The following is a 21,298-nucleotide window of genomic DNA, read 5'->3' as shown; positions in this document are numbered from 1 at the left end:
TGCTCATTGATAGCTTTTTATCTTGTGCCCCTTATGTGATTATCGCTATGACTGCTTTAATATACTTGATGCTGAAGCCAGAGTGAGACGTTAATTATGCTCCATCTACCCTTGTTAAATGCTTTGAAAACGTTTGTTGTAGCAGGGCACTATCTTAACTTTACGAAAGCTTCTGAAGATCTGCTGGTCTCTCCTTCGGCCGTTAGCCATCAGATTCGCGTGCTGGAAGACTATCTGGGCTTCAAATTGTTTATTCGCCAGAATCGTACTTTGACACTAACGATCGACGGTGCGCATCTGCATGCCTCTCTCGAAGGCCCTTTTGATCAGATCGCCCGGGCCATTCAAGATACTCTGCATAACCGGGGTCGTGAGTCACTTAATATTGCACTTCGGCCATTTTTGTCCAGTGCCTGGCTGGCGCCACGGTTGAATAGCTTCTGGGGCCAGAATCCTAAGATAGAGATCGACCTGACCCATACCATTAAAGTGCCTGACTTTATGACTGATCATGTCGATCTGGGTATTGTCTGGGGGAAAGGTGACTGGCCTGATATGGAAGCTAAATTTTTACTCCCGGGAGATCTGACACCGATCTGCAGTGCCAGCCTGATCGAACAAAAGGGACGCCCGAAAAATCCTGCTGATTTAAGTGACTTTACCCTGATCCATGATGAAGATCGCTCAGCCTGGGATGCCTGGCTGGAAAAATCAGGGGCTGGCAATGTCAGTTGTAAGGCAAATCTGATTATCGATGACACTAATGTCAGGGTCCAGTCCATCCTTAATGGTCAGGGGGTCATGCTCGGTTGTCCTACCTTACTTAAGAGGGAGCTCGAAGAGGGGCGATTGGTGCAGTTGTTTGATATCTGCCTGGATACCTATTCCTACTATCTTGTTTACCCAAAGAAAATGCAGTTAACCCAGAATATGGAAACTTTTGTTAACTGGATTTTGCAGCAAACGGATGACAAGTCTTTCTCACAGTAAGCTCAATTTTATTCATTGACCTCACTGTTCAGTGGTAGTTTTAGTCTGTTTTAAAGCTGCTTTAACCCTATTTTTTTGCCTCATATAAATGCGGTTTTGCCGATTTATTCAATAAAAACAATATCTTGATGTGAATCAAGGTTTTCCTCAATATTTTCGTACCCCCTGCTGTGAATTAATTTCGCTTGTTATGAATCTAGCTCACAGTTCCTTGAGTACCCCTTCATGGTCAGGTTAAAAAATTGTGACATTATTGATCTGGATCTAAGGAATCGGATGAAAAGGTCAGATAACTTCAGCTTTATGCGTGAAGTAAATGATGACCCGACCGGTATCTGAAAGTTCTTTGTTGAAAAGAGTTTTGTGGATTAGAGAGAAGGTTTTTACAGCTGATCCTCAAATGCCCTGTCAAAAATAATAAGGTTTGAACTGCTGGTAAGGTGGTTCGACAATTTGGGATACGACAATGATTAAAAAAATAACTACAACATTGGGTTTGTCTGCAGTTTTATCGGTTGCTTCAGTATTGCCAGTCAATGCTGGAACTATGATCTGGGATATGCCTAACGAATATCCTTCAACTTCAGTTCAGGGTGAGGGTGACAAATACTTTGGTGTTCAGCTGAAGAAGGCGTCTAAGGGTGAAATCGAAATTGCCCATCACTTTGGTGGTGCGCTGGGTCTGAAATCTAAGGACCAGCTGGATGCGGTAGGCGACGGTGCTGTTGTGTTGGCGAATACCTTTATTCCGCCATTGGGTGGTGTTGATCCAATCTTCCTGCTGTCTTCTTTGCCTTTCCTGAGTTCGAATACTGAGGAAGCTAAAACATTGTACGATGTGGCTAAACCTGAATATCAGCGGGTACTGGCTAAATACAATCAGAAATTGTTGTACGCATCTCCATGGCCTTCAAGTGGTCTGTGGGGTAAGGAAGCACTGACTAATAACGAAGCGGTCAATAACCTGAAAATGCGTACTTATGACGCTAACGGTACTAAGGTGTTTCGTAATGCGGGTTCTTCACCAATTCAGCTGAGCTGGGCGGATATCGTACCGCAGCTGAGTACTGGTGGTATCGACGGTGTACTGACTTCAATCGAAGCCGGTTTGAGTGGTAGCTTCAATGACTATGTATCGCATTTCACGGCGCTTAACTACGATAGCACTATCAACCTGATAACGATGAATCTGGATACCTGGAATGGCCTTTCTCCTGAGTTGCAGCAAGCAGTGACTGCCGCAGCGATTGAGACCGAAGCACATGTCTGGAATAACACCAGTAACGTAGTGCAGGAAGCCTATGCAGCGGGTCGTGGAAAGGGACTGACTATTGTTGAAAGTGTGCCTGCTAACTTCCGTTCAGAGTTGCAATCAGCAGCTCAGCCTGTCATCCAGGAATGGGTCAAGAAGATGGGTCCTAAAGGTGAAGAATTGCTGTCCCAGTATCGTGCTGCGGTAGCAAAAAAGGTTGCTTCTAACTAAGTCTGTTTCACTACGCAGGCCGGGAATCGCCCGGTCTGCTTTTATAATCTGAACTGTTCTGTGCTTGCCGATGTGGTACGGGCTTATTGTGCCTGCTAATTCACTTCGGTCATAACAATAACAAACGTTAAGACGGATGTGGCTATGAGAACCGATTCAAATGTTTTGCAGTTGTTTGCTGCACTGTTTATACGCTTCGCTTCATTTCTGGCTAAAGCTGGAGCGGTGCTGGCAGTATTGCTGATGGCCGGTATGACTCTGCATGTGATTCTGGAGATCATTCTGCGGGCTTTCTTCAGTACCTCAACTTTTGTTCTGGATGAGTTTGTTGGCTACGGTGTTGCAGCAATGACTTTTATGGCGCTGGGTTATACTTTTGAGTCCAATACCCTGATCCGGGTGAACTTTATACTAACTAAGGTTCACAGTCGGCTTGGTCGTCAAATTATCGAGATTTTTTGTGTGAGTGCTGCTCTGGTGCTGACTTCGTATATCGCCCTGTATTTTTGGAAGAGTGTTGCCCGGAATATAGACCGGGGCTCAACCAGCGAGACTATCGCCGCGGTACCTCTGTGGATTCCAGAAGCCTTTGTCTTACTGGGTCTGGCGATCTTTATTATTCAGATGCTCGCCTACATTGTGCGGGTCGTTTCAGGCCAGCCGCTGCTGAGTGAGCAAGACTGACCTGTTGTCGCAACAATAACAATTATAAGAGAGTCTGCTATGGACGTTTTACTGACGATGGGCATTATGCTGGCCCTGATCATACTGTTTCTCGGCCTTGGGGTCTGGGTCTTTGTTGGTCTGTTTCTGGTCGCGATTACCAGTCTGACCCTCATCGCTGATTTCCCGCTGGACCGTGTTGGTTATATTGCCCGTTCTGTTATCTGGCGTAGCTCCAGTGCCTGGGAGTTATCAGCCATACCACTATTTATCTGGATGGGAGAAATAATTTTCCGTACCGATATTTCTGATCGATTGTTCCGAGGTCTTTCACCCTTTGTACAGTGGATGCCGGGTCGGTTATTACATACAAATGTACTGGGCTGTACCTTATTTGCCGCCGTGAGTGGGTCTACTTCTGCGACAACAGCCACCGTGGGTAAAATCACTACGACTGCGCTGGCTGAACGTGGTTATAACAATGCTTTAGCCGTTGGTTCGCTGGCGGGAGCCGGTAGTTTAGGGCTGTTGATTCCACCGTCAATCGTCATGATTATTTATGGCGTGCTGGCTGAGGTTTCGATTGCTAAGCTTTTTGCTGCGGGCATTATGCCGGGCCTTTTGGTCGCTTTTTTGTATTCCTCTTACATTATCGTTCGTTGCGTTATTAACCCTGAATTAGCGCCACGCTCAGAAGAAAAGTTGACGCTGGGTCGCCTGCTTAATGGTCTGAAAGATCTGATACCGATAGTGACGTTGATCTTTCTGGTGCTCGGCGGGATTTACAGTGGTATCGCAACACCGTCAGAAGCTGCGGCGGTAGGTGTTGCCGCAACCTTTGTTCTGGTCATTTGCATGGGTAGTTTTTCCTGGGATATCGTCATTGAAGCGGCGATGGGAGCGGTAAAAACCTCCTGTATGGTGTGCTCAATTCTGATATCTGCAGCATTCTTGTCTACTGCGATTGGTTATTTGCATATCCCGGTTGAGCTGGTGAAAATTATTGAGAGTCTGGGATTATCACCCTATGCATTACTGGGAATTCTGGCGCTGTTTTATATTTTGCTGGGTTTCTTCCTCGATGGTATTTCTATCATTGTGATGAGCTTGCCAATTACACTGCCACTGATTTTGCAGGCCGGGTTTGACCCGATCTGGTACGGAGTGTTTCTGGTACTGATGGTCGAGCTGGCGCAGATGACTCCTCCGGTTGGTTTTAACCTGTTTATTTTGCAGGGATTGACCGGGCAGTCGATTGGCAGAGTAGTAAAGGCGGCTTTCCCGTTTTTCCTACTGATGTGTGTGGCAGTAGTGATCGTCAGCTTTTTCCCGCAGGTTGTGCTGTTCCTGCCGAACATGATGTAAGGAATGAAAACCATGAGCTTGCCGCAAATTAATAAAATTCTGTATACAACGTCGTTGGGGGCCTATACCCGTTCTGTTTATCGTCATGCCATTCAGCTGGCGCAACAAAATCAGGCAGAGTTGGTTATGTTGCATGTGGTTAATCCAGTAGGTGAACTGGGTGAAGCACTTATTCGTCAATATCTGCCTAAAGATCTGGTGAAGAAAGTTCACGATGAAGGCATTGCCAAAGTGATTAAACAGATGGAAGAGCGGGTTCAGCTGTTCTTCGATGAAGAGCTCCAAAACCTGGATGTTCCTGTCAAAATTAAAGTGACGCCGAAAGTGGTTGAAGGTAATCATGATGAAGCTATTTTGGCGACGGCGAAACAAGAGCAGGTTGATCTGATAGTTATGGGTACTGAAAATAAGCTGGGCTTACATAGTCAGAGCCATACTACTCAGCAGGTGATTAAGAGATCAAAAGTGCCTGTGTTAGTTGTACCAACGGGAAAGGATTACAACCGTTAATTGAGACTCTAGAAAAATGTTAGCGTGATAAAAAGCCGGTTTTTGCCGGCTTTTTTTGTATCTGTTTTGATGTAAAGAGACGTTAGCTATTCAACGGTTCGTTCAGCTCTATGATGTAACCGTCTGGGTCGAATACAAACCCCAGCATTCGGGTGCCGTGATTCATCGGCTTGGCCGGACTTTTTATTGTTACACCTTCTGCTTCCAGGTATTCCATTGCGGCAGATACATTTTCAACATTAAATGCAATATGGCCATAGGCTTCACCTTTATCATAAGGTTTTTCTGTATCCCAGTTGTTTGTTATTTCAATTGTTGTAGTGATGTTTTCAGGGCCATAACCAATAAAAACATTGGTAAATCTTCCGTCGGGATATTCGTTTTTTCTTAATATTTTCATTCCCATTATTCGAACATAAAAGTCCAGAGATTTTTCAAGATTAATAACTCTTATCATCGTATGGTCAAGGTGGAATTTTATTTTTGAAGACATTTATTGTTCTCACTGGAATCAATTGTTAATGATGAGAATTTTACAAGATAAATGCATGCTTTTACCCTTAGCTATACTCAACTATCGTTGAATTATACTTGCTTTAAGGTCCCGTAATGGCAGTGTATCTTTGGTGTTGTGAATGAAATTCAACGATTGAATTAAGAAGGGTCGTTCATTGAGTTTGTTTCATAGATCCTTGAAATATACTTTGTTCTTAAAGTGATAGTTTTTTGAGACTATTAAGTTTCTGGATTTAAAATTCTATTGAATTGGCTTGTGGCTGATTAATATTATTTTAAATCAATTAATGTATTAATAATTGTGACGGGAGTCTTTGTGAGATGACTAAAAAAATAATAAAAAGCCCAATCTCTATTTCTGAATTTGATGCGAGTTATAGTGACGGTGGTCCGGTTTATTCACTGCCGCCAGAATGTTTTACGGGTGATGATTTTTATCAGTTTGAATTGAATGCTGTATGGGGTCATGAATGGTTCTGTGTTGGCCGTGCGAATGATATCCCTAAAGCGGGTGATTACTACACTATTGATGTTGGTGAAGACCCTTTGATCGTTATCCGAGATCGTAGTGGTTCAATCAATGTCGTTTCAAATGTCTGTCAGCATCGGGGTATGTTGATTGTTGAAGGACGAGGTAATACGCGTCGGTTACGTTGCCCGTTACATGCCTGGGTTTACAGTACGGGTGGTGAGCTGGTTACTGCACCGGGTCTGACCGATAAAGATGAAGAAGACTTTAATATTAAAGATGTCTGTCTGCCGAAAATTCGTACTGAAATTTGGGAAGGTTTCATCTTTGTTACTTACGATGAAAGTTTACCGCCATTGAGTGATCGACTCGCCAACCTGGGTGAGCAGCTGAGCAATTATAAATTATCTGAATTGCGTGCTTCAGAACCGCTAAAAATGGAAGCGTTCGACTGGAACTGGAAGATTTTCAACGATGAATGTTATCACTGCTCAGTCCTGCATGGTGGTTCATGGGGAGAGATGTACCCGTTGCCTCCAGGCAGTGTTGATGAGCAGGCTAAATACAATGATGCCGACAAAGGTTTGGTGGCATATAACCTGATCAGCCAGCATAAAGACGCTGCACCAACGCATACGGGCTCTATCCTGCAGCCACCCATGGCAAGCTTGACAGACCAGGAACGTGAGCAACTGTCCTATATAACAGTGGCACCAAATATGTTCCTTGTGGCGATGCCAGACAAAGTGAAATTCTTCATCTGGCTGCCTAAGAGTGCGACAGAAACCTGGTATGGCGTGTCATGGATGTATCCGGAATCAACCCTGGAGCGTGATGATTACCAGAAGAACTTTCAGCAGGAACATGACGATCTGTGGCAGGTAATGGAAGAGGACCTGTTCGCCTGGAGGGCGATGCAGAAAGGGATGCACTCTAAACATGCACCCCGGGGTCGCCTGGCCTCTGAAGAGCAGGTTATCCAGCGTTTGCAGAACTGGCTGGTTGATATGTATCGGGCTGAAGATAAGCGGGCAGATGCTCAGCTTGCTGAGACTGAATAAACGGGTCGTAGATTCGACTCCAGTAATAATAAGAAAGATGGGCGGTCTGGTTGTTCTATGCCAGTCAGGCCGACCCAGCTTTGAGACGGATTCCTGTCCTCGGCGTTGTTCGAAGATGGGAACTTTTAAAGGGTGATCTCATGGCAACGACTAATCAAATATTGGTAAAAGTGGCTGCTAAGCAACCGCTGACGGAAGATGTTGTAGGGTTGACGCTGGTTGCAGTAAACGGTGAGCCATTACCGCCATGGCAACCCGGTGCACATATTGAACTGGCCCTTGAAACCTGTACTGATGCCGACGGCAATGTGGACGCGGATAATGTCATGTTGCGACAGTACTCGTTATGCAGTGACTGTAACGATAGTAGCCAGTGGCAGGTGGCGGTTCTGCGCGAAGAGGGTGGCCGGGGAGGCTCTCTTTTTATTCACAATCAGATACAGCAAGGCGATACGCTGAAGGTGTCTGAACCCCGTAATCATTTTCCATTTAAACCGCGTAAAAAATGCCTGTTTATTGCCGGGGGTATTGGTATCACACCTATGTTGCCAATGATTCAGGAAGCTGATGCCAAAGGGCTTGATTGGCGTCTTGTGTATCTGTCTCGCGAACGTAGTCGTATGTCCTGCCTGGAAAAGCTGGCGCATTATGATCAGTCCCGTATCACGCTGAATGGTGATAAAGAAGATGGATATATTGATCTGCCAGGGTTATTAGCGACCTGTGATGCTGATACGTCAGTATATTCCTGTGGCCCTAAACCGCTCCTTGATGCCCTGGAGCAGCGCTATGCGGAACAGGCTAACCCGATCTGGAGTCTGGATATTGAACGCTTTGCGGCCGGTCCGGTTGATAACTCCGGCGGTGCGTTTGATGTGGTGATCAACAGTACCGGGCAGCGTATCCGTATCCCTGAAGGTGAATCGGCACTGACCGTACTGCGTGAAGCCGGTATTAAAATTCCCACGTCCTGTGGTGATGGTGTCTGTGGTTCCTGCGAAACCGGTGTGTTGTCCGGAGTACCTGATCATCGTGACTCGATCCTTTCTGAAGAGGAAAGAGCTGATAACGATTACATGATGCTGTGTGTCTCCCGGTCGGTCTCTCCAGAGTTGGTTCTGGATCTTTAAGCTGAACGATTTGTAGAACAAATCCTGTAAACACAGCTGAGTAAAAATTAGGTAAGTCTATGTCTATTAAACGTGTTGTTGTGACCGGTGGTGCTGGTCGCGTTGGGGGCTATGTTGTCCGCCAGTTATTAAAAAGCTATGAGGTTGTTATCGCTGATCTGGTTGCGGGGGATAGCGGTGTTGAATATATAGAAGCGAATGTGATGGATCTGCCGCAGTTGCGCAAAGCGTTTGAGGGTGCTGATGCAGTCGTGCATCTGGCAGCACTGGATTATGACTGGAACTGTGCCCCGGAAGAATATATCGATATCAATGTGCGTGGCACCTGGCATGTTCTGCAGGCGGCATCTGAGATGAAAGTACAAAAAGTGGTGCTCTGTTCCAGTGTTTCGGCCTGCGGCCTGAGTGAGATGCGCCCGGATTGGCATCCCGTTTCTTTGCCGATTGATGAAACTCATGAGAATAAGCCGGTGCAGGCTTACAGCGTTTCCAAAATCGTTATGGAGCAGATGGCGAAGAGCTTTGTTGATGGGACCGATATGGATGTGATCTGTCTGCGTCCACTGGCGGTCGTCCTGGATGAAAGCCTCGAACAGTATATCGAGTTTGTAGATGCGCCTGATCGACACTGGTTGTTCTACTACGTGACTGCCGAAGATGTAGCTACCGCATTTGACTGTGCTCTGAAGGCTGAAGGTTTGCGCTACGGCACGTTCTTCCTTAGCGCAGATGATACTTCGCACCCAGAGCCTACGCTGGAGTGGTATCAGGATGTGATTGGCGATCTCCCAACTGTCTCAATTCCCCGGCGCTTCCAGGAAAATCCACGCGCGTCAGTTTTCTCCAGTTCAGCGGCGAAAGAGCTACTGGGCTGGCAGCCTACCTCTGACTTTGAACAACTGCGGGCTAAAGCGAAAGCGCGTGCCTGATCGGCGCTTCATTAACCCATAACAACAAGAACTATTACACAAGGATCTATGCTATGAATTCTATCCGTACAGGTAAGGTCGACTGGACCGGTGATAACCCGTTTATCTATCTGAAAACTGATTCCGAAGGTGACTGGTCGTCACTGTCGCTGTACTTTCGAATCGCCGCTTCTGATTATGGCCGGGGTGAAGCCATTCTGGTGCTGGAAAATCCATACCAGAAAGAGGACAGCAGCGCCGTGCGTAAGTGCCTGACTGATAACCTCGAGCTGGCGCAGTATCTGGTCGAGAACTTTGTTCGTCGTTTCGGTTTGTTCCGCCCGGCGGTGGCCTTGGATAACCTGGAATATATCGCAGATGCCAGCTTTAAAACTGAAGCTGACTATCCAAAGCAGCAGGCCTGCATCGCGCACTCTGAAAGCACAGGTACAACCCTGAGCATGATCTGGAAAGATCTGGCCGAGCCTTTTGCCGTCGCACTGCCTCCTGAAGAAACTCAGACCGGTGAACATGAGATGTTTGCTATTTTCCAGCCAGCCGGTTGTGCGGTTGTTGAAGTTAATGGCACGCCACTACCGGGTACGACAGTCGAGCGTGATTTCCTCAACCGAATCGCTCAATCAGCAGCACTGGCGAACAGTGAAAGCTGGGTTCGAGCTGAATAGGTGTTCGGTCAAACTGGCATCTGCCGAGTAAGTGTTACGTAAGTCCTGTCTCTTATCATAATAAAAACGGGTGCCATCCTGGTGATGGCATAACCCGTCAGGAGAGTATTTCTATGTTGTTATCTGTTGCTGATCAGACTGCGTTTGATCGGGTCTCTGAATGTCATCCTCAATGGACAGGAATGTGCCGGGTTAGCGATGTTATCGCTGGTGACGCTAAATTGTTGCTACATGCAGGTCCTCCATTTAGCGCTGTCGATACGATTCCAGCACCGGTGATGAATTCGCTTTGTGTAAGCGCCGTATGGGAAGGCTGGGCTGATAGTTATGATCAGGCCAGACAGATGATTAACCAGGGATTGATTCGAGTTGAACCGGCACAGGATCATCACATAGTGGTACCACTGGCGGGTGTAGTCTCGCCGTCGATGCAGTTAATGGTAATCGCGGATGCGAATAACCCTGCGGCGAAAAAATACTCGGTTTTGAATGAAGGCATGGTGCACTGTACCCGTTTAGGAAAGTTAGACCCTGAACTGCAGGCGCACTTACGCTGGCTGAATGGTGAACTGAGTGACTGGATCGCTAACCGTTTAGAGCAACCTATTGATCTGTTACCTGTGATAGCGGCTGCGTTGGGTGATGGTGATGACTGTCATGGACGCACCATTGCCGGCTCTGCGTTGATCGCAGATCAGCTCTTTAAGGCGACTAGTGGTGATATTCCGGAAGAGATAGAAACCTTTTTGAATGGCGCGATGGCCTTTGCCCTGAATATCTGGATGGCTTCCAGCAGCCTGATGATGTCGGCGGCAGAGGGTGTCGAAGGTGCTTCTCTGATAACCAAGGCAGCTGGTAATGGTTATGACTTTGGTGTTCAGGTTGCGGCTAAACCGGGGCTCTGGATTACGATGGCCGCCCCTGAAGTGAAGGGCGCTATTGATGAAGCCCATACCGGTCGTCGTGCTGTTGGGGCTATAGGTGATAGTGCGGTAGTCGATTTCATTGGCCTGGGGGGCCAGGTTTTAAATACGGCGACTGCCTCTTATGAAGGCCTTAAGGCTTATCTGCCTGAGGACGCACTGAATCGTCCAGAAAAAGCCCTGGCAGCAACGCTGACTGGTTTTGGTTCGCGTCCGGCGATGACGTCTGCCCGTCAGGTAGTAGAAAATCAGGGTGGCCCGATGGTGTTGCTGGGAATGATTGAAGATCGCGGCGAATCCGGTCGTATCGGCGGGGGTGTAGTGGATGTTCCTGTGAGCTTCTTCCGTAATGTGTTGGATGAGGCGGGGCTATGAATAGCCCGACGCAGGATATCGACTTTAATACGTTAAGTTTACGCCGCGCTCTCGATATGATCGCCGCGGGAGACGTTTCTCCTGTGGATCTGATTAATGCTTACTACGACCGGATCGATGCCCGGGAGCCGGAGGTTGGAGCCTGGCATTATCTGTTATCCCGTGAGCAGTATCTGCAACACTATCAGCAACATGAGGCGTTCTATAAATCCAGCCTGTTGCAAGGTTTACCGATAGGTATTAAAGATATTATTGATACCGCGGCTATGCCAACAGAGATGGGATCAGCTATCTATCAGGGCAGACAGCCGGTGGATAACGCCAGCTGCGTTAACTTGTTAACCAAGGCTGGTGCCATCGTGCCGGGTAAAACGGTGACCACTGAATTTGCCTATTTCAAACCGGGTAAAACCTGTAATCCAAGAGACCTGAGCCGTACCCCGGGTGGGTCGTCGAGTGGTTCAGCAGCAGCTGTAGCGGATTTTATGATCCCGGTGGCTGTCGGCTCACAAACGGCGGCATCGGTTATTCGCCCGGCCGCTTATTGTGGTGTGGTGGGTTATGTTGGCAGCCGGGGTGAATATTCATTACGCGGAGTGCAGCCGTTGGCCCAGTCACTGGATTCCTTAGGACTCTTTGCCCGCCAGGTGGAAGACATCGAGTTGTTGCGTAGTGTTTTATTGCAGCAACCGCTTGCCCCAGCTGCGAAGCCTGATCGTCCCTATCGGATTTTAGTCTGTAAAGGCAGTTCGGTGGGTGACAGTGATCCGGCGATGGATGAGGCGCTGGAACAATTCAGTAATCGTTTACAGCAGCAGGGCGCTGAGATGATCGAGATGCATAGCTGTGATCTGATTCGTCGTTTAGTTGAGCATCATCATAAGATAATGGCCTGGGAAGCGACCCGTAATCTGACCCATGAAGCGGAACATCCCGAGCAACTATCAGAAGCCTTGCAGCAGCTATTTGAGTTGGGACGGGGCATGGCGCGGGAGACCTATATGGATTCGTTAGAAACGGTCGCCAAGATAGGTAACTGGCTCTGGTCTAATCCTGATCATCAGGATGTCGATGCGATACTGGCACCGGCGGCGCCGGGTGTCGCTCCTTCGGGTCAAACCGCTACCGGTCAGCCGCATATGAGCCGGCCATGGCAGGTTCTGGGCTTGCCTGTAGTGACGCTGCCGGGGATGACCGATGAACAAGGTTTACCGCTGGGTTTGCAGTTTATAGGCCGCCCCCGTGAAGATGATCAGCTACTGACATTGGCCCGCTGGGCTGAAACAACAATGAGTTAAGGAGTCGCTTGATGGCTTATATACCGTTGATGAATGCCCTGAAAACCTTTGTGGTGGCGGGCAAATATCTGAACTTTACCAAAGCTGCTGAGGAGTTATTGGTATCACCTTCAGCGGTAAGTCATCAGATCAAAACGTTGGAAGAGTATTTGGAAGTACGGCTGTTCAGTCGTACCAGCCGAAGTATGCTGCTTACTGATGAGGGCTACCGTCTTTATACCTCTCTGGATGAGCCATTTAAGGCGATTGCCAGTGCTGTGCGCAATGTGATGGAAGTGAAGCAGCAGGCCAACCTGCATATTGCATTGCGGCCGTTCTTTTCAGTTTCGTGGCTTGCGCCGCGGCTTAAAAATTTCTGGGTTAAAAACTCAGAGATACAGGTGGATCTTATTCACCGAAATAGCGCCCCTGATTTTAGTGCAGAGAATATTGATGCGGCTATTCTCTGGGGTAAAGGGGAGTGGCCAGGTGCAGAAGCACAGAGGCTTATTCCCGGAGAGCTGACCCCCGTTTGCAGTCCTGCTTTTCTGCAAGAGGCCGGCAGGATCCTTCACCCCGAAGACCTGGCGGGACACACCTTTATCCATGACACGGATTACGCCCCCTGGCGTGAGTGGCTGGACCTGGCCGGGGCTGAGCAGGTGCGCTGTGAAAGCGGGCTGATATTTGATGATACCAATGTTCGCTTACAAGCCATCCTGAATGGGCAGGGCATTATGCTCGGCTGTCCGCTGCTGTTGCAGCGAGAGCTGCAGGAAGGCTCGCTGGTCAGACTGTTCGATCTGGAACTACCGGATTATGCCTACTATATCGCCTGGCCCGACTATAAAGAACCAGACAGAAAAACTGCCGCGTTCATTGACTGGATAAGCAAGGAAGCCGAACAGTGGGTAAAGCAATAGAGCTTAACCTGAAGTAGAGGAGGGGTGGCTCAGGCCAGCGCTTGTGTTGGTTATAGTCAGTAAAAAGGTGGTTGTGTCAGTGGTTAAAAATATTAATCAAGGCGTATGGTTTATGCTTGTATCGGCGTTTTACTTAGCCTTTATGAGTGCGTTTGCAAAGTTTTTAGCGGCTGATATGCCAACCGTTGAAATCGTCTTTTTTAGAAACATTATTGGCGTGCTTTTAATCTCAGCGACCTTTTTTAAAGTCCCTGTGCGTCAAGAAGGAGGAAAGCCCTGGCTGCTTTTGTTTAGGGCAGGTGTTGGATTGATCGCAATGTTGTCATTTTTCTACAATGTCGCAAATATATCGTTAGCTGATGCGGTTACCTACTCACGAATGTCACCTATCTTTACGGCTATTTTTGCAATGTGGTTCTTACGTGAAAGAATTGGGAAGAAAGGCTGGCTGGCTATCATTATCGGCTTTGTAGGGATGCTGCTTGTAATGCAACCCGCTGGCTTGAGCGTTGAAGAAAGTCATGTATTCGGACTGCTAAATGCAGTGTGCGCGGCATTAGCGTTTACCAGTATCAGAGAGTTAAACAAATATTATAATACGCGCATTATTGTGCTTAGTTTTATGGGTATTGGTATTTTGGTTCCTATGATTTCTATGATGATCTCGCCTTATTATGGAAGCGAGACTCTGAATTTCATGATGGGTGAATTTATCATGCCTGAAGGAATGCAGTGGCTTTATCTTCTAGCCATAGGGGTAACTGCGTCGCTAGCTCAGATTTATATGACTAAAGCCTATGGACAAACAAGAGCAGGAATAGTGGGGGCAGCAGGGTACTCTGTCATTATTTTCTCATTAATAATTGGGGTTGTCTTAGGTGATGCTTTACCCAGCCTTTTGGGTGTTATTGGCATCATGGCGGTTATATCGGGTGGGGTTTTGATCGCAAGAGAAAGGGCTTAATTTGCAGTATTGTGATGCGCTTATTGTCTACTGTAGGAGCCACTCCCCCGTGGCGATTCTCTTTGTTTTTCCTCCGTGCTCTCTGTGTCCTCCGTGGTAGAAATGATATCTAAAAAGAGAGTCACCACAGAGAACACAGAGGAGAATCTGACGACTAATTCTAGGGAAAGTTGGCCTTCGCGACGGGGCGTCGCTCCTACAATGTTAGTTTTTCTGCTTTTTCTAGCAAGCGACGCAGTCGCGTCTAACCACTAGCAACTAGCTACTTCTTTGCCTTCCCCCCGTCTGGCACCAATCCTGCAATCTACTTCCTATTAAAGCCCGGTTTACGGAAAAACAGTTATACAGGCTCTGTTGTGGTGCGTGGGCGCGCACTGCAGGAGGGCTTGCGCACTGAGTTTGTGCGATTAGATGTAAGGAGTTTATGCCCGCTTTCCAGAAAATCCTTAAGGTGCGACGCCACTATAATAAGTGGGTTGCTGATCAGACGCTGGAGGATTACGCGCTTCGTTTTACTGCGCGTAAAGGGCGTCATATGAGTATCTCCCGGGTGGGTAAAACTGCGCTGGGGGCTGCATCATTTCTGGCGCTTGAGGGGTTGGCTGCAGCGGTAACACTCAGTTATGGCTTTACCAATACGGTTATCGCGATGCTGGCGGTCTGTCTGGTGCTGTTTATCACCGGGTTTCCTATCGCTTACTACTCTGCCAAACATGGGCTGGATATCGATCTGTTAACCCGGGGTGCGGGGTTTGGTTATCTGGGTTCTACACTGACCTCCCTTATCTATGCTTCGTTCACCTTTATCTTCTTTGCTATTGAAGCGGCGATTCTGGCCTCGGCGCTGAAAGCCTTGTTTGGTATTCCGTTAGCGGTGGGTTATCTGCTCTGTGCGGTGGCGGTTATCCCCATCGTTACTCACGGCATAACGGCGATTAGTCGGTTTCAGGTGGGAACGCATAATCTCTGGGTAGCGCTGCAACTGGCAGCTATTGTGGTGGTGCTCTGGTTTGAATTTGATAGTTTGCAGGGCTGGACTGAGTTCAGCCCGGGGATGGCCGCTACCGCCAGCGGTGAGTTTGACATCATTATGTTTGGTGCCGCGGTATCCGTGTTCTTTGCGCTGTTTGCGCAGATAGGCGAACAGGTGGATTATCTGCGGTTTATGCCGGAGAAAACTGAAGAGAATAAGCGTCAGTGGTGGTTTTGGCTGATTATGGCCGGTCCTGGCTGGGTGTTTACCGGGATGATAAAAATGCTCCTGGGTTCCTTTCTTGCCTATCTGGCGATCACACAGGGAATGAGTGTTCAGGAAGCTTCAGATCCCACCTATATGTATCAGCGGGTGTTTCAGCTGATGACCGGCTCCCCCGAGATTGCACTGCTGCTGGCAGCATTGATGGTGGTGGTCTGCCAGATGAAGATCAATGTCACCAACGCCTATGCCGGGTCTATCGCCTGGTCTAACTTCTTTTCACGACTGACCCACAGTCATCCGGGGCGGGTGGTCTGGCTGGTGTTTAATGTGACTATCGCCCTGATCCTGATGGAGCTGGGTATCTATCAGGCACTGGAAGCGATTCTGGGTATCTTTGCCATTATTGCGATCAGCTGGCTGGCGTCCTTGTCGGCAGACCTGCTAATCAATAAGCCGCTGGGGCTGAGTCCACCGGGTATCGAGTTTAAACGGGGTCATCTGTATGACATCAACCCGGTCGGTATGGGGTCGATGGTGATCTCTACGACACTGGGAATGCTGAGTTATCTCGGCCTGTTTGGCGAAGAAGCCCGCAATCTTTGCCACTTTGTCAGCCTGGCGAGCTGTTTTGTCTGTGTGCCGCTGATCGCCTGGCTGACCGGTGGTCGTTACTATATTGCCCGTACCAACGAAGACTTGAAGCAGTATATCCGTCTGGTGCCGGTTGTCGGGCAAACCCGCAATGTCAGCATCGTTACCTGTGGTATCTGTGAGAATGATTTTGAGCGGGAGGATATGAGCTTTTGTCCCGCCTATGATCTGCCGATCTGCTCCCTCTGTTGTTCGCTGGATGTGCGTTGTCTGGATAACTGCAAACCTAAGGCGCGGCTTTCCCGGCAGGTGATGGAGATGCTTCATCTGCTGCTACCCCGGCGGACGGTAAAGCTGGTCAGTTCGCGTTTGGGTAAGTTTGTTACCCTGTTACTGGTGGTAAATCTGGTGTTGGCTGTGTTGCTGGCGATTATATTCCGGCAGTTAGCACCGCAAACCCCGGAAGAAACGGCGCTGGTCTTACAAACGATCTGGACGCTGTTTTTCACTCTGTTTATTGCCTCGGGTGTCGTGACCTGGTTGTTCTTGCTGGCTCACGAAAGTCGGGTGGTGGCTCAGCAGGAATCCAACCGGCAAACCATGAAACTGACCCGGGAGATCGACGCCCACGAGAAAACCGACCTTGAGTTGCAGCAGGCTAAAGAGTTAGCCGAGCGGTCTAATGCGGCTAAGAGTCGCTATCTGTCGGGGATTAGTCATGAGTTGCGTACGCCGCTGCAATCGATACTGGGTTATGCACAGTTATTGCGTGAGCGTACTGAACTGCAGGAAGATCAACAGCGGGGTCTGGATATTATCCACCGTAGTGGCCTCTATCTGACCGACCTGATCGAGGGCTTACTGGATATCTCTAAGATCGAAGCGGGGCGCTTAGATCTCTATCGTAATCAGGTCAATCTGCCGGAGCTTATTGAACAACTGGCCGAGATGTTTCGTATGCAGGCGTTACAGAAAGGTATCGAATTCAACTGTCATATTGCCAACCCACTGCCACAACGTATCGTTACCGATGAAAAACGTTTGCGGCAGATTCTGATTAATCTGCTTTCCAATGCGATCAAATATACCCCGAATGGTCGGGTGGATTTTGATATTCATTACCGTAATCAGGTGGCGGAGTTTGCCATCCGGGATACCGGCCCCGGTATCGATGAGTATCAATTGCAGCGAATATTTGCACCCTTTGAACGCATCCGTAACCGGGATACGGCTCATCTGCCCGGCACGGGGCTGGGGCTGACCATTGTTAATCTGTTGACCGACATTATGGGGGGCGATCTGCAGGTTGAGAGTAACCCTGGGCAGGGGAGTTGTTTCAAAGTCTCGATGATGCTGCCCTGGGTGAGTAATGAGGAGTTAACACCAGTATTGCAGGAAAGACGCATCATCGGCTACGAAGGTTATAAAAGGACGCTCTGTCTGGTGGATGATGACCCGGTATTGCGCGGCCTGCTGGCGGATATTCTGATGCCGCTTGGGTTCAGTATTATGGAAGCCCCGGATGCGGATAGCTGTTTGTCACAACTACAGAAGACAGAGCCGGATCTGTTCCTGCTGGATATCTCTATGCCGGGGATGTCCGGTCTGCAGTTGGCGAGTATTCTGCGGCAGCGCAAAGTCCCCGGGAAGATAGTGATGTTGTCGGCCGATGCACGGGAGCTGTCCGCAGGGGAAGAAGGGCATGAGAGTTACGATGATTACCTGGTGAAACCGGTGGCTAACCATCATCTGCTCGAAACCCTGGGTAAGTATCTGGAATTGAAATGGATCTACCGGGGTGAGTCCGATCCTCAAAGTTCAATAACACCTGCAGAACTAACATCGGCTGGGCACCTGTCTGACAGTATTACCGAGGATACTGCTGACGCTGGCAAGGCGATCAGCCAGCCAGACCATCCTTTGATACTTGAGCTGAAAAACTGCGCCGAACTGGGTTATCGCAAAGGGGTGGTGCAGTGTCTGAAAGAGATTGAAGGGCTGGGGATTATATCCACAGGGGCGTTAGCCCACCTGAGGGAACTTAGTGAAAACTTCCTGTTCGATAAGCTTGTGATCTATCTGGAGACTCAGAGCTAATGAGTAAGGGCTAATGAGCAAGGGCTAATGAATATGACTGAGATGGAACCGATGCGAAATGATGTAGTGCTGGTGGTGGACGATTCGCCTAACGCACTAAGCCTGATTAACGATGCGCTGGAAGGCGCGGGTCTTGATGTTCTTGTCGCCCTTGAAGGCCGTCAGGCACTGACGATCTGTAAGCGAATCCGCCCCGATATCATTCTGATGGACGCGGTTATGCCGGTGCTGGATGGTTTTGAAACCTGTAAACAGCTTAAAGCCGATCCGGATCTGGCCGCGATTCCGGTGGTCTTTATGACCGGCCTCACCGATACCGATGATATTGTCCGGGGGCTGGACTCTGGCGGTGTGGATTACCTGACGAAGCCGATCAGCCCCAATGAACTACTGGCCCGCATTCGTGTACATCTGGGTAATGCCCGCCAAACCAGCAGTGTTCACAGCGCGTTGGATAGCACCGGGCAGCACCTGCTGACCATTGGTGAGGGCCAGATTCGCTGGGCAACACCCAGGGCATACTCTTTATTCAATCGCGCAGAGGTGACAGAACAGATTCAGGCGGAATGCCTGTTACCCCAGATTCGTAGCTGGCTGGCCCACAGCCCAGCAGAACAAGACCGCATGTCGGTGCGAGATCTGGAATATCCACTGACACTGAAGCTCATCGGTTACCAAAGTAACGGCGAAGTCTTAATGCAGTTAATCGATGGCAAAAAACCAACCGGTGCTGAGCTATTAAAACAGGAACTGGAACTAACCGAGCGGGAAGCTGAAGTACTCTTCTGGCTAGCGAACGGTAAAACCAATCGGGAGATCGCCGAGATTCTGGAAATCAGCCCGCGGACTATCAACAAACACCTGGAACAGATCTTCCCTAAACTGGGTGTTGAGAACCGTACCGCGGCGGCGGGGGTAGCGCTGAGACTGATTGCTAGTCATGAGTAAGGGCAGTGGCTAGAACGTCACAAAGAGCGTGACTTGTTCGTGGCTAGTGGCTAGAAAGAACCTTCTTAATAGGCTCAATGGTAAGTGTTTATGTTCTGTGTGTTGTAAGAAGGCTATTTGTATATGGTTTTTTTTTCAATCCCAGCGGTTATGCTGGTTTTATCGTTAGATAAGGCGTGTTTTGCAGTTCAGTGCAAGACATTAGATACAAAAGGATTTGTAAGAAACGTTGGTGCGATACGACACTCTGCTAAGGGTGCGTTGGGCATTCTCGTTTTTGTCTTAAGGGAGATCGCGATGTTCACAACGTTCACTTTACTGTCTCATCTCTATTATGCCCTTTGTAAGTATTGCCAGGCATGTCTGTACGCTTGTTTACGATTAAATCAATGACTCTTACCCTGTCGCTTTTCGAGCATGGATAGTAGTACGCCATTGGCGTATAATGAATGGAGAATAAATGGTTATTGTCGAAACCGCTGTATTCACAAAGCTCATCAAAGAGATGCTGAGTGATGACGAATATAAAAACCTCCAGGAAGTGCTTATAAGTCGTCCAGCTTCAGGGGATCTGATAAAAGAATCCGGCGGGCTTCGGAAAATCCGCTGGAGTGTACAAGGGACGGGGAAAAGTGGTGGTATACGCGTAATCTACTATTGGGTAGTTGATGACCATCATATTCGCATGTTGTATGTATACCCTAAGGGCAAACAAGACAACTTAACTAAAGCACAATTGGCACAATTGAAAGCCATAGTTGAAAGGTGGCAACAATGAATAATGAAATGTTTGATGAGCTTTTAGAAAGCGTTCAGCAGATGGATGAGATTGTAAAAGAAAATAAAAAAGCATCTCGGACCTTTGATTTTCCCGACCCTGAAGTTAAGGCTATTCGTGAGCGTTTAGGAGTTTCTCAGGAAAAGTTTGCATTCATTCTCGGCGTGAGTAAACGCACAATAGAAAACTGGGAGCAAGGGCGTCGACACCCCACGGGAGCAGCGCGATCACTTTTGCGGGTTGTCGAAGCGGATCCAGAACATGCGCTTAAAGCACTGAGTGCATAAAGCCGTAGCTCGTTGTTCGTAGTTCGACGCGACTGCGTCGCTTGCTCGAAGAGCCTTCTTTATCAATAGGGGGAAAACGTACTTTGTAAGACGGGTGTTTGTATATGGCCCAAAAAGAGCTCTGACCTCTTTAATGAGCTACGGCTTTTGACGTTGCTTTTTCTAGCAAGCGAAGCGTCTGGCACCTAGCCACTATCATCCTTTGAATCTGTGCCTGAGCTTATTCCGCTTCAGTTCTGGCGCGTGCCTGCCCGGGGCCGACTCCCATCACCCGTTTAAAGGCTTTGGAAAAAGAGGATTCATTTTCATAACCGCAGCGCAGTGCCGCATCCAGAGTGGTGATGCCTTCATCCGCTAGCCAACGATAGGCCTGAGTCATACGCCATTGTGTTAGGTAGTCCATCGGTGATTGTTCAACCACCTCTTTGAATAAGCTGGAAAATGCCGATCGGGACAGCGCAGCAGCACTGGCGAGTTCATCTAAACTGAGGCGTTGGCCGCTGCTCTGTTGGTGGATAAGCTCCATGGCAGCGCATAATTGTGGGTGGGATAACGCGGCAAACACGCCGGTGGCGGTATCCAGGCTATCCCTGACCAGTAGATAAAACAGGCAGTCGGCTAAACGATTTAATAAGACATTCGTGTGTTGGCCCGATGTTTGAGACTCTTCCAGAATCAGATCAATAATACGGCGAGTTGCACCCTGGTCGCTGTGTCGCACGACAATTAACTTAGGCATCTGAGTAACAAGCTTTTCAAATATCGGATGTTGGTGAGCAAAGTTGCCGCAGACCAAACCAGTAGACTCTTCTTCCAGGCTGTGGGTCATAGGTAAGGCTTCAACCTGATTAACGGCAGGGTGGCTATTCAGCAAATTAGTGATGCAGTGCTTTGCGTCAGAAGGCATAAACACAGCATCACCTTCGTTTAGCTCGATGGCTTCGCCGTCAAACTTAAAAAAGCACTTGCCCCTGGAGACCACATGAAACGTCATTTGCCGCGTACCGGAGGTATCCACCGCCCAATTGCCACAATACTGGCCATTGTGGTGCACATTGGCTTCTATTTTTAAGCTGTCGAGTAATTGATTAATTGCATTCATAGACGATCAGACATAATTCCCGGTAATTCGAACCTATCGATTAATAGGGGGCTC

General features: G+C 48.5%; 19 protein-coding genes. 17 read left to right on the top strand and 2 right to left on the bottom strand.

Annotation, left to right across the window (positions count from 1 at the left end; translation table 11 throughout):
- Window positions 1–96 precede the first annotated feature (96 nt).
- From AMJAP_RS12305 to AMJAP_RS12285, 5 genes are all read left to right on the top strand, one after another.
- A complete protein-coding gene (locus AMJAP_RS12305; protein ID WP_019620252.1) occupies window positions 97–990 on the top strand; it encodes a LysR substrate-binding domain-containing protein in 894 nt (297 codons plus the stop codon).
- Window positions 991–1,456: 466 nt separating this feature from the next.
- A complete protein-coding gene (gene dctP / locus AMJAP_RS12300) occupies window positions 1,457–2,473 on the top strand; it encodes a TRAP transporter substrate-binding protein DctP (RefSeq protein WP_019620253.1) in 1,017 nt (338 codons plus the stop codon).
- 144 nt (window positions 2,474–2,617) lie between these two features.
- Window positions 2,618–3,157, top strand: a complete 540-nt coding sequence (locus AMJAP_RS12295; RefSeq protein ID WP_019620254.1) for a TRAP transporter small permease — start codon at window positions 2,618–2,620, stop codon at window positions 3,155–3,157.
- Window positions 3,158–3,196: 39 nt separating this feature from the next.
- Complete coding sequence (locus AMJAP_RS12290; protein WP_019620255.1) at window positions 3,197–4,501, top strand: TRAP transporter large permease; 1,305 nt, start codon at window positions 3,197–3,199, stop codon at window positions 4,499–4,501.
- A gap of 12 nt (window positions 4,502–4,513) precedes the next feature.
- Window positions 4,514–5,011 carry a universal stress protein gene (locus AMJAP_RS12285; protein ID WP_019620256.1) on the top strand — a complete coding sequence of 166 codons (498 nt, stop codon included), beginning with the start codon at window positions 4,514–4,516 and terminating at the stop codon, window positions 5,009–5,011.
- An 82-nt stretch (window positions 5,012–5,093) separates the two neighbouring features.
- On the opposite strand, the gene gloA is transcribed toward AMJAP_RS12285, so the two are convergent.
- The gene (gloA, locus tag AMJAP_RS12280) at window positions 5,094–5,504 is read right to left on the bottom strand and encodes a lactoylglutathione lyase (RefSeq protein WP_026339955.1); all 411 of its coding nucleotides are present in this window, start codon (window positions 5,502–5,504) and stop codon (window positions 5,094–5,096) included.
- A 344-nt stretch (window positions 5,505–5,848) separates the two neighbouring features.
- Here gloA and AMJAP_RS12275 point away from each other — a divergent pair, with 344 nt between their 5' ends.
- From AMJAP_RS12275 to nadS, 12 genes are all read left to right on the top strand, one after another.
- Window positions 5,849–7,057 (top strand): aromatic ring-hydroxylating oxygenase subunit alpha, encoded by a 1,209-nt coding sequence (locus tag AMJAP_RS12275; RefSeq protein WP_019620258.1) that lies wholly within the window; start codon window positions 5,849–5,851, stop codon window positions 7,055–7,057.
- A 140-nt stretch (window positions 7,058–7,197) separates the two neighbouring features.
- Window positions 7,198–8,187, top strand: a complete 990-nt coding sequence (locus AMJAP_RS12270; protein ID WP_019620259.1) for a PDR/VanB family oxidoreductase — start codon at window positions 7,198–7,200, stop codon at window positions 8,185–8,187.
- A 59-nt stretch (window positions 8,188–8,246) separates the two neighbouring features.
- Window positions 8,247–9,116 (top strand): NAD-dependent epimerase/dehydratase family protein, encoded by an 870-nt coding sequence (locus tag AMJAP_RS12265; RefSeq protein WP_019620260.1) that lies wholly within the window; start codon window positions 8,247–8,249, stop codon window positions 9,114–9,116.
- Window positions 9,117–9,169: 53 nt separating this feature from the next.
- Window positions 9,170–9,781: a hypothetical protein gene (locus AMJAP_RS12260; RefSeq protein ID WP_019620261.1), complete on the top strand. Its 612-nt coding sequence runs from the start codon at window positions 9,170–9,172 to the stop codon at window positions 9,779–9,781.
- A 113-nt stretch (window positions 9,782–9,894) separates the two neighbouring features.
- On the top strand, window positions 9,895–11,079 hold the full coding sequence (locus AMJAP_RS12255) for an oxamate carbamoyltransferase subunit AllG family protein (protein ID WP_019620262.1): 1,185 nt from the start codon (window positions 9,895–9,897) through the stop codon (window positions 11,077–11,079).
- Complete coding sequence (locus tag AMJAP_RS12250; protein WP_019620263.1) at window positions 11,076–12,377, top strand: amidase; 1,302 nt, start codon at window positions 11,076–11,078, stop codon at window positions 12,375–12,377. The genes AMJAP_RS12255 and AMJAP_RS12250 overlap by 4 nt, the downstream gene beginning before the upstream one ends.
- Window positions 12,378–12,388: 11 nt before the next feature.
- Window positions 12,389–13,279 carry a LysR substrate-binding domain-containing protein gene (locus AMJAP_RS12245; RefSeq protein ID WP_019620264.1) on the top strand — a complete coding sequence of 297 codons (891 nt, stop codon included), beginning with the start codon at window positions 12,389–12,391 and terminating at the stop codon, window positions 13,277–13,279.
- 79 nt (window positions 13,280–13,358) lie between these two features.
- Window positions 13,359–14,243 (top strand): DMT family transporter, encoded by an 885-nt coding sequence (locus tag AMJAP_RS12240; RefSeq protein WP_201356380.1) that lies wholly within the window; start codon window positions 13,359–13,361, stop codon window positions 14,241–14,243.
- Window positions 14,244–14,667: 424 nt separating this feature from the next.
- Entirely contained in the window at window positions 14,668–18,129 is a 3,462-nt protein-coding gene (locus AMJAP_RS12235; protein ID WP_019620266.1) for an ATP-binding protein, read from the top strand.
- A gap of 27 nt (window positions 18,130–18,156) precedes the next feature.
- Complete coding sequence (locus tag AMJAP_RS12230; RefSeq protein ID WP_019620267.1) at window positions 18,157–19,077, top strand: response regulator transcription factor; 921 nt, start codon at window positions 18,157–18,159, stop codon at window positions 19,075–19,077.
- A gap of 460 nt (window positions 19,078–19,537) precedes the next feature.
- Entirely contained in the window at window positions 19,538–19,855 is a 318-nt protein-coding gene (locus tag AMJAP_RS12225) for a type II toxin-antitoxin system RelE/ParE family toxin (protein WP_019620268.1), read from the top strand.
- On the top strand, window positions 19,852–20,142 hold the full coding sequence (gene nadS / locus AMJAP_RS12220; RefSeq protein WP_019620269.1) for a NadS family protein: 291 nt from the start codon (window positions 19,852–19,854) through the stop codon (window positions 20,140–20,142). Before AMJAP_RS12225 ends, nadS begins: the two co-directional genes overlap by 4 nt.
- 220 nt (window positions 20,143–20,362) lie before the next feature.
- On the opposite strand, the gene AMJAP_RS12215 is transcribed toward nadS, so the two are convergent.
- Window positions 20,363–21,244 (bottom strand): AraC family transcriptional regulator, encoded by an 882-nt coding sequence (locus tag AMJAP_RS12215; protein ID WP_019620270.1) that lies wholly within the window; start codon window positions 21,242–21,244, stop codon window positions 20,363–20,365.
- Between the last annotated feature and the right edge of the window lie 54 nt (window positions 21,245–21,298).

Source organism: Amphritea japonica ATCC BAA-1530, assembly GCF_016592435.1.
Lineage (GTDB): Bacteria > Pseudomonadota > Gammaproteobacteria > Pseudomonadales > Balneatricaceae > Amphritea > Amphritea japonica.
This window is presented reverse-complemented; position numbering and strand designations above follow the sequence as displayed.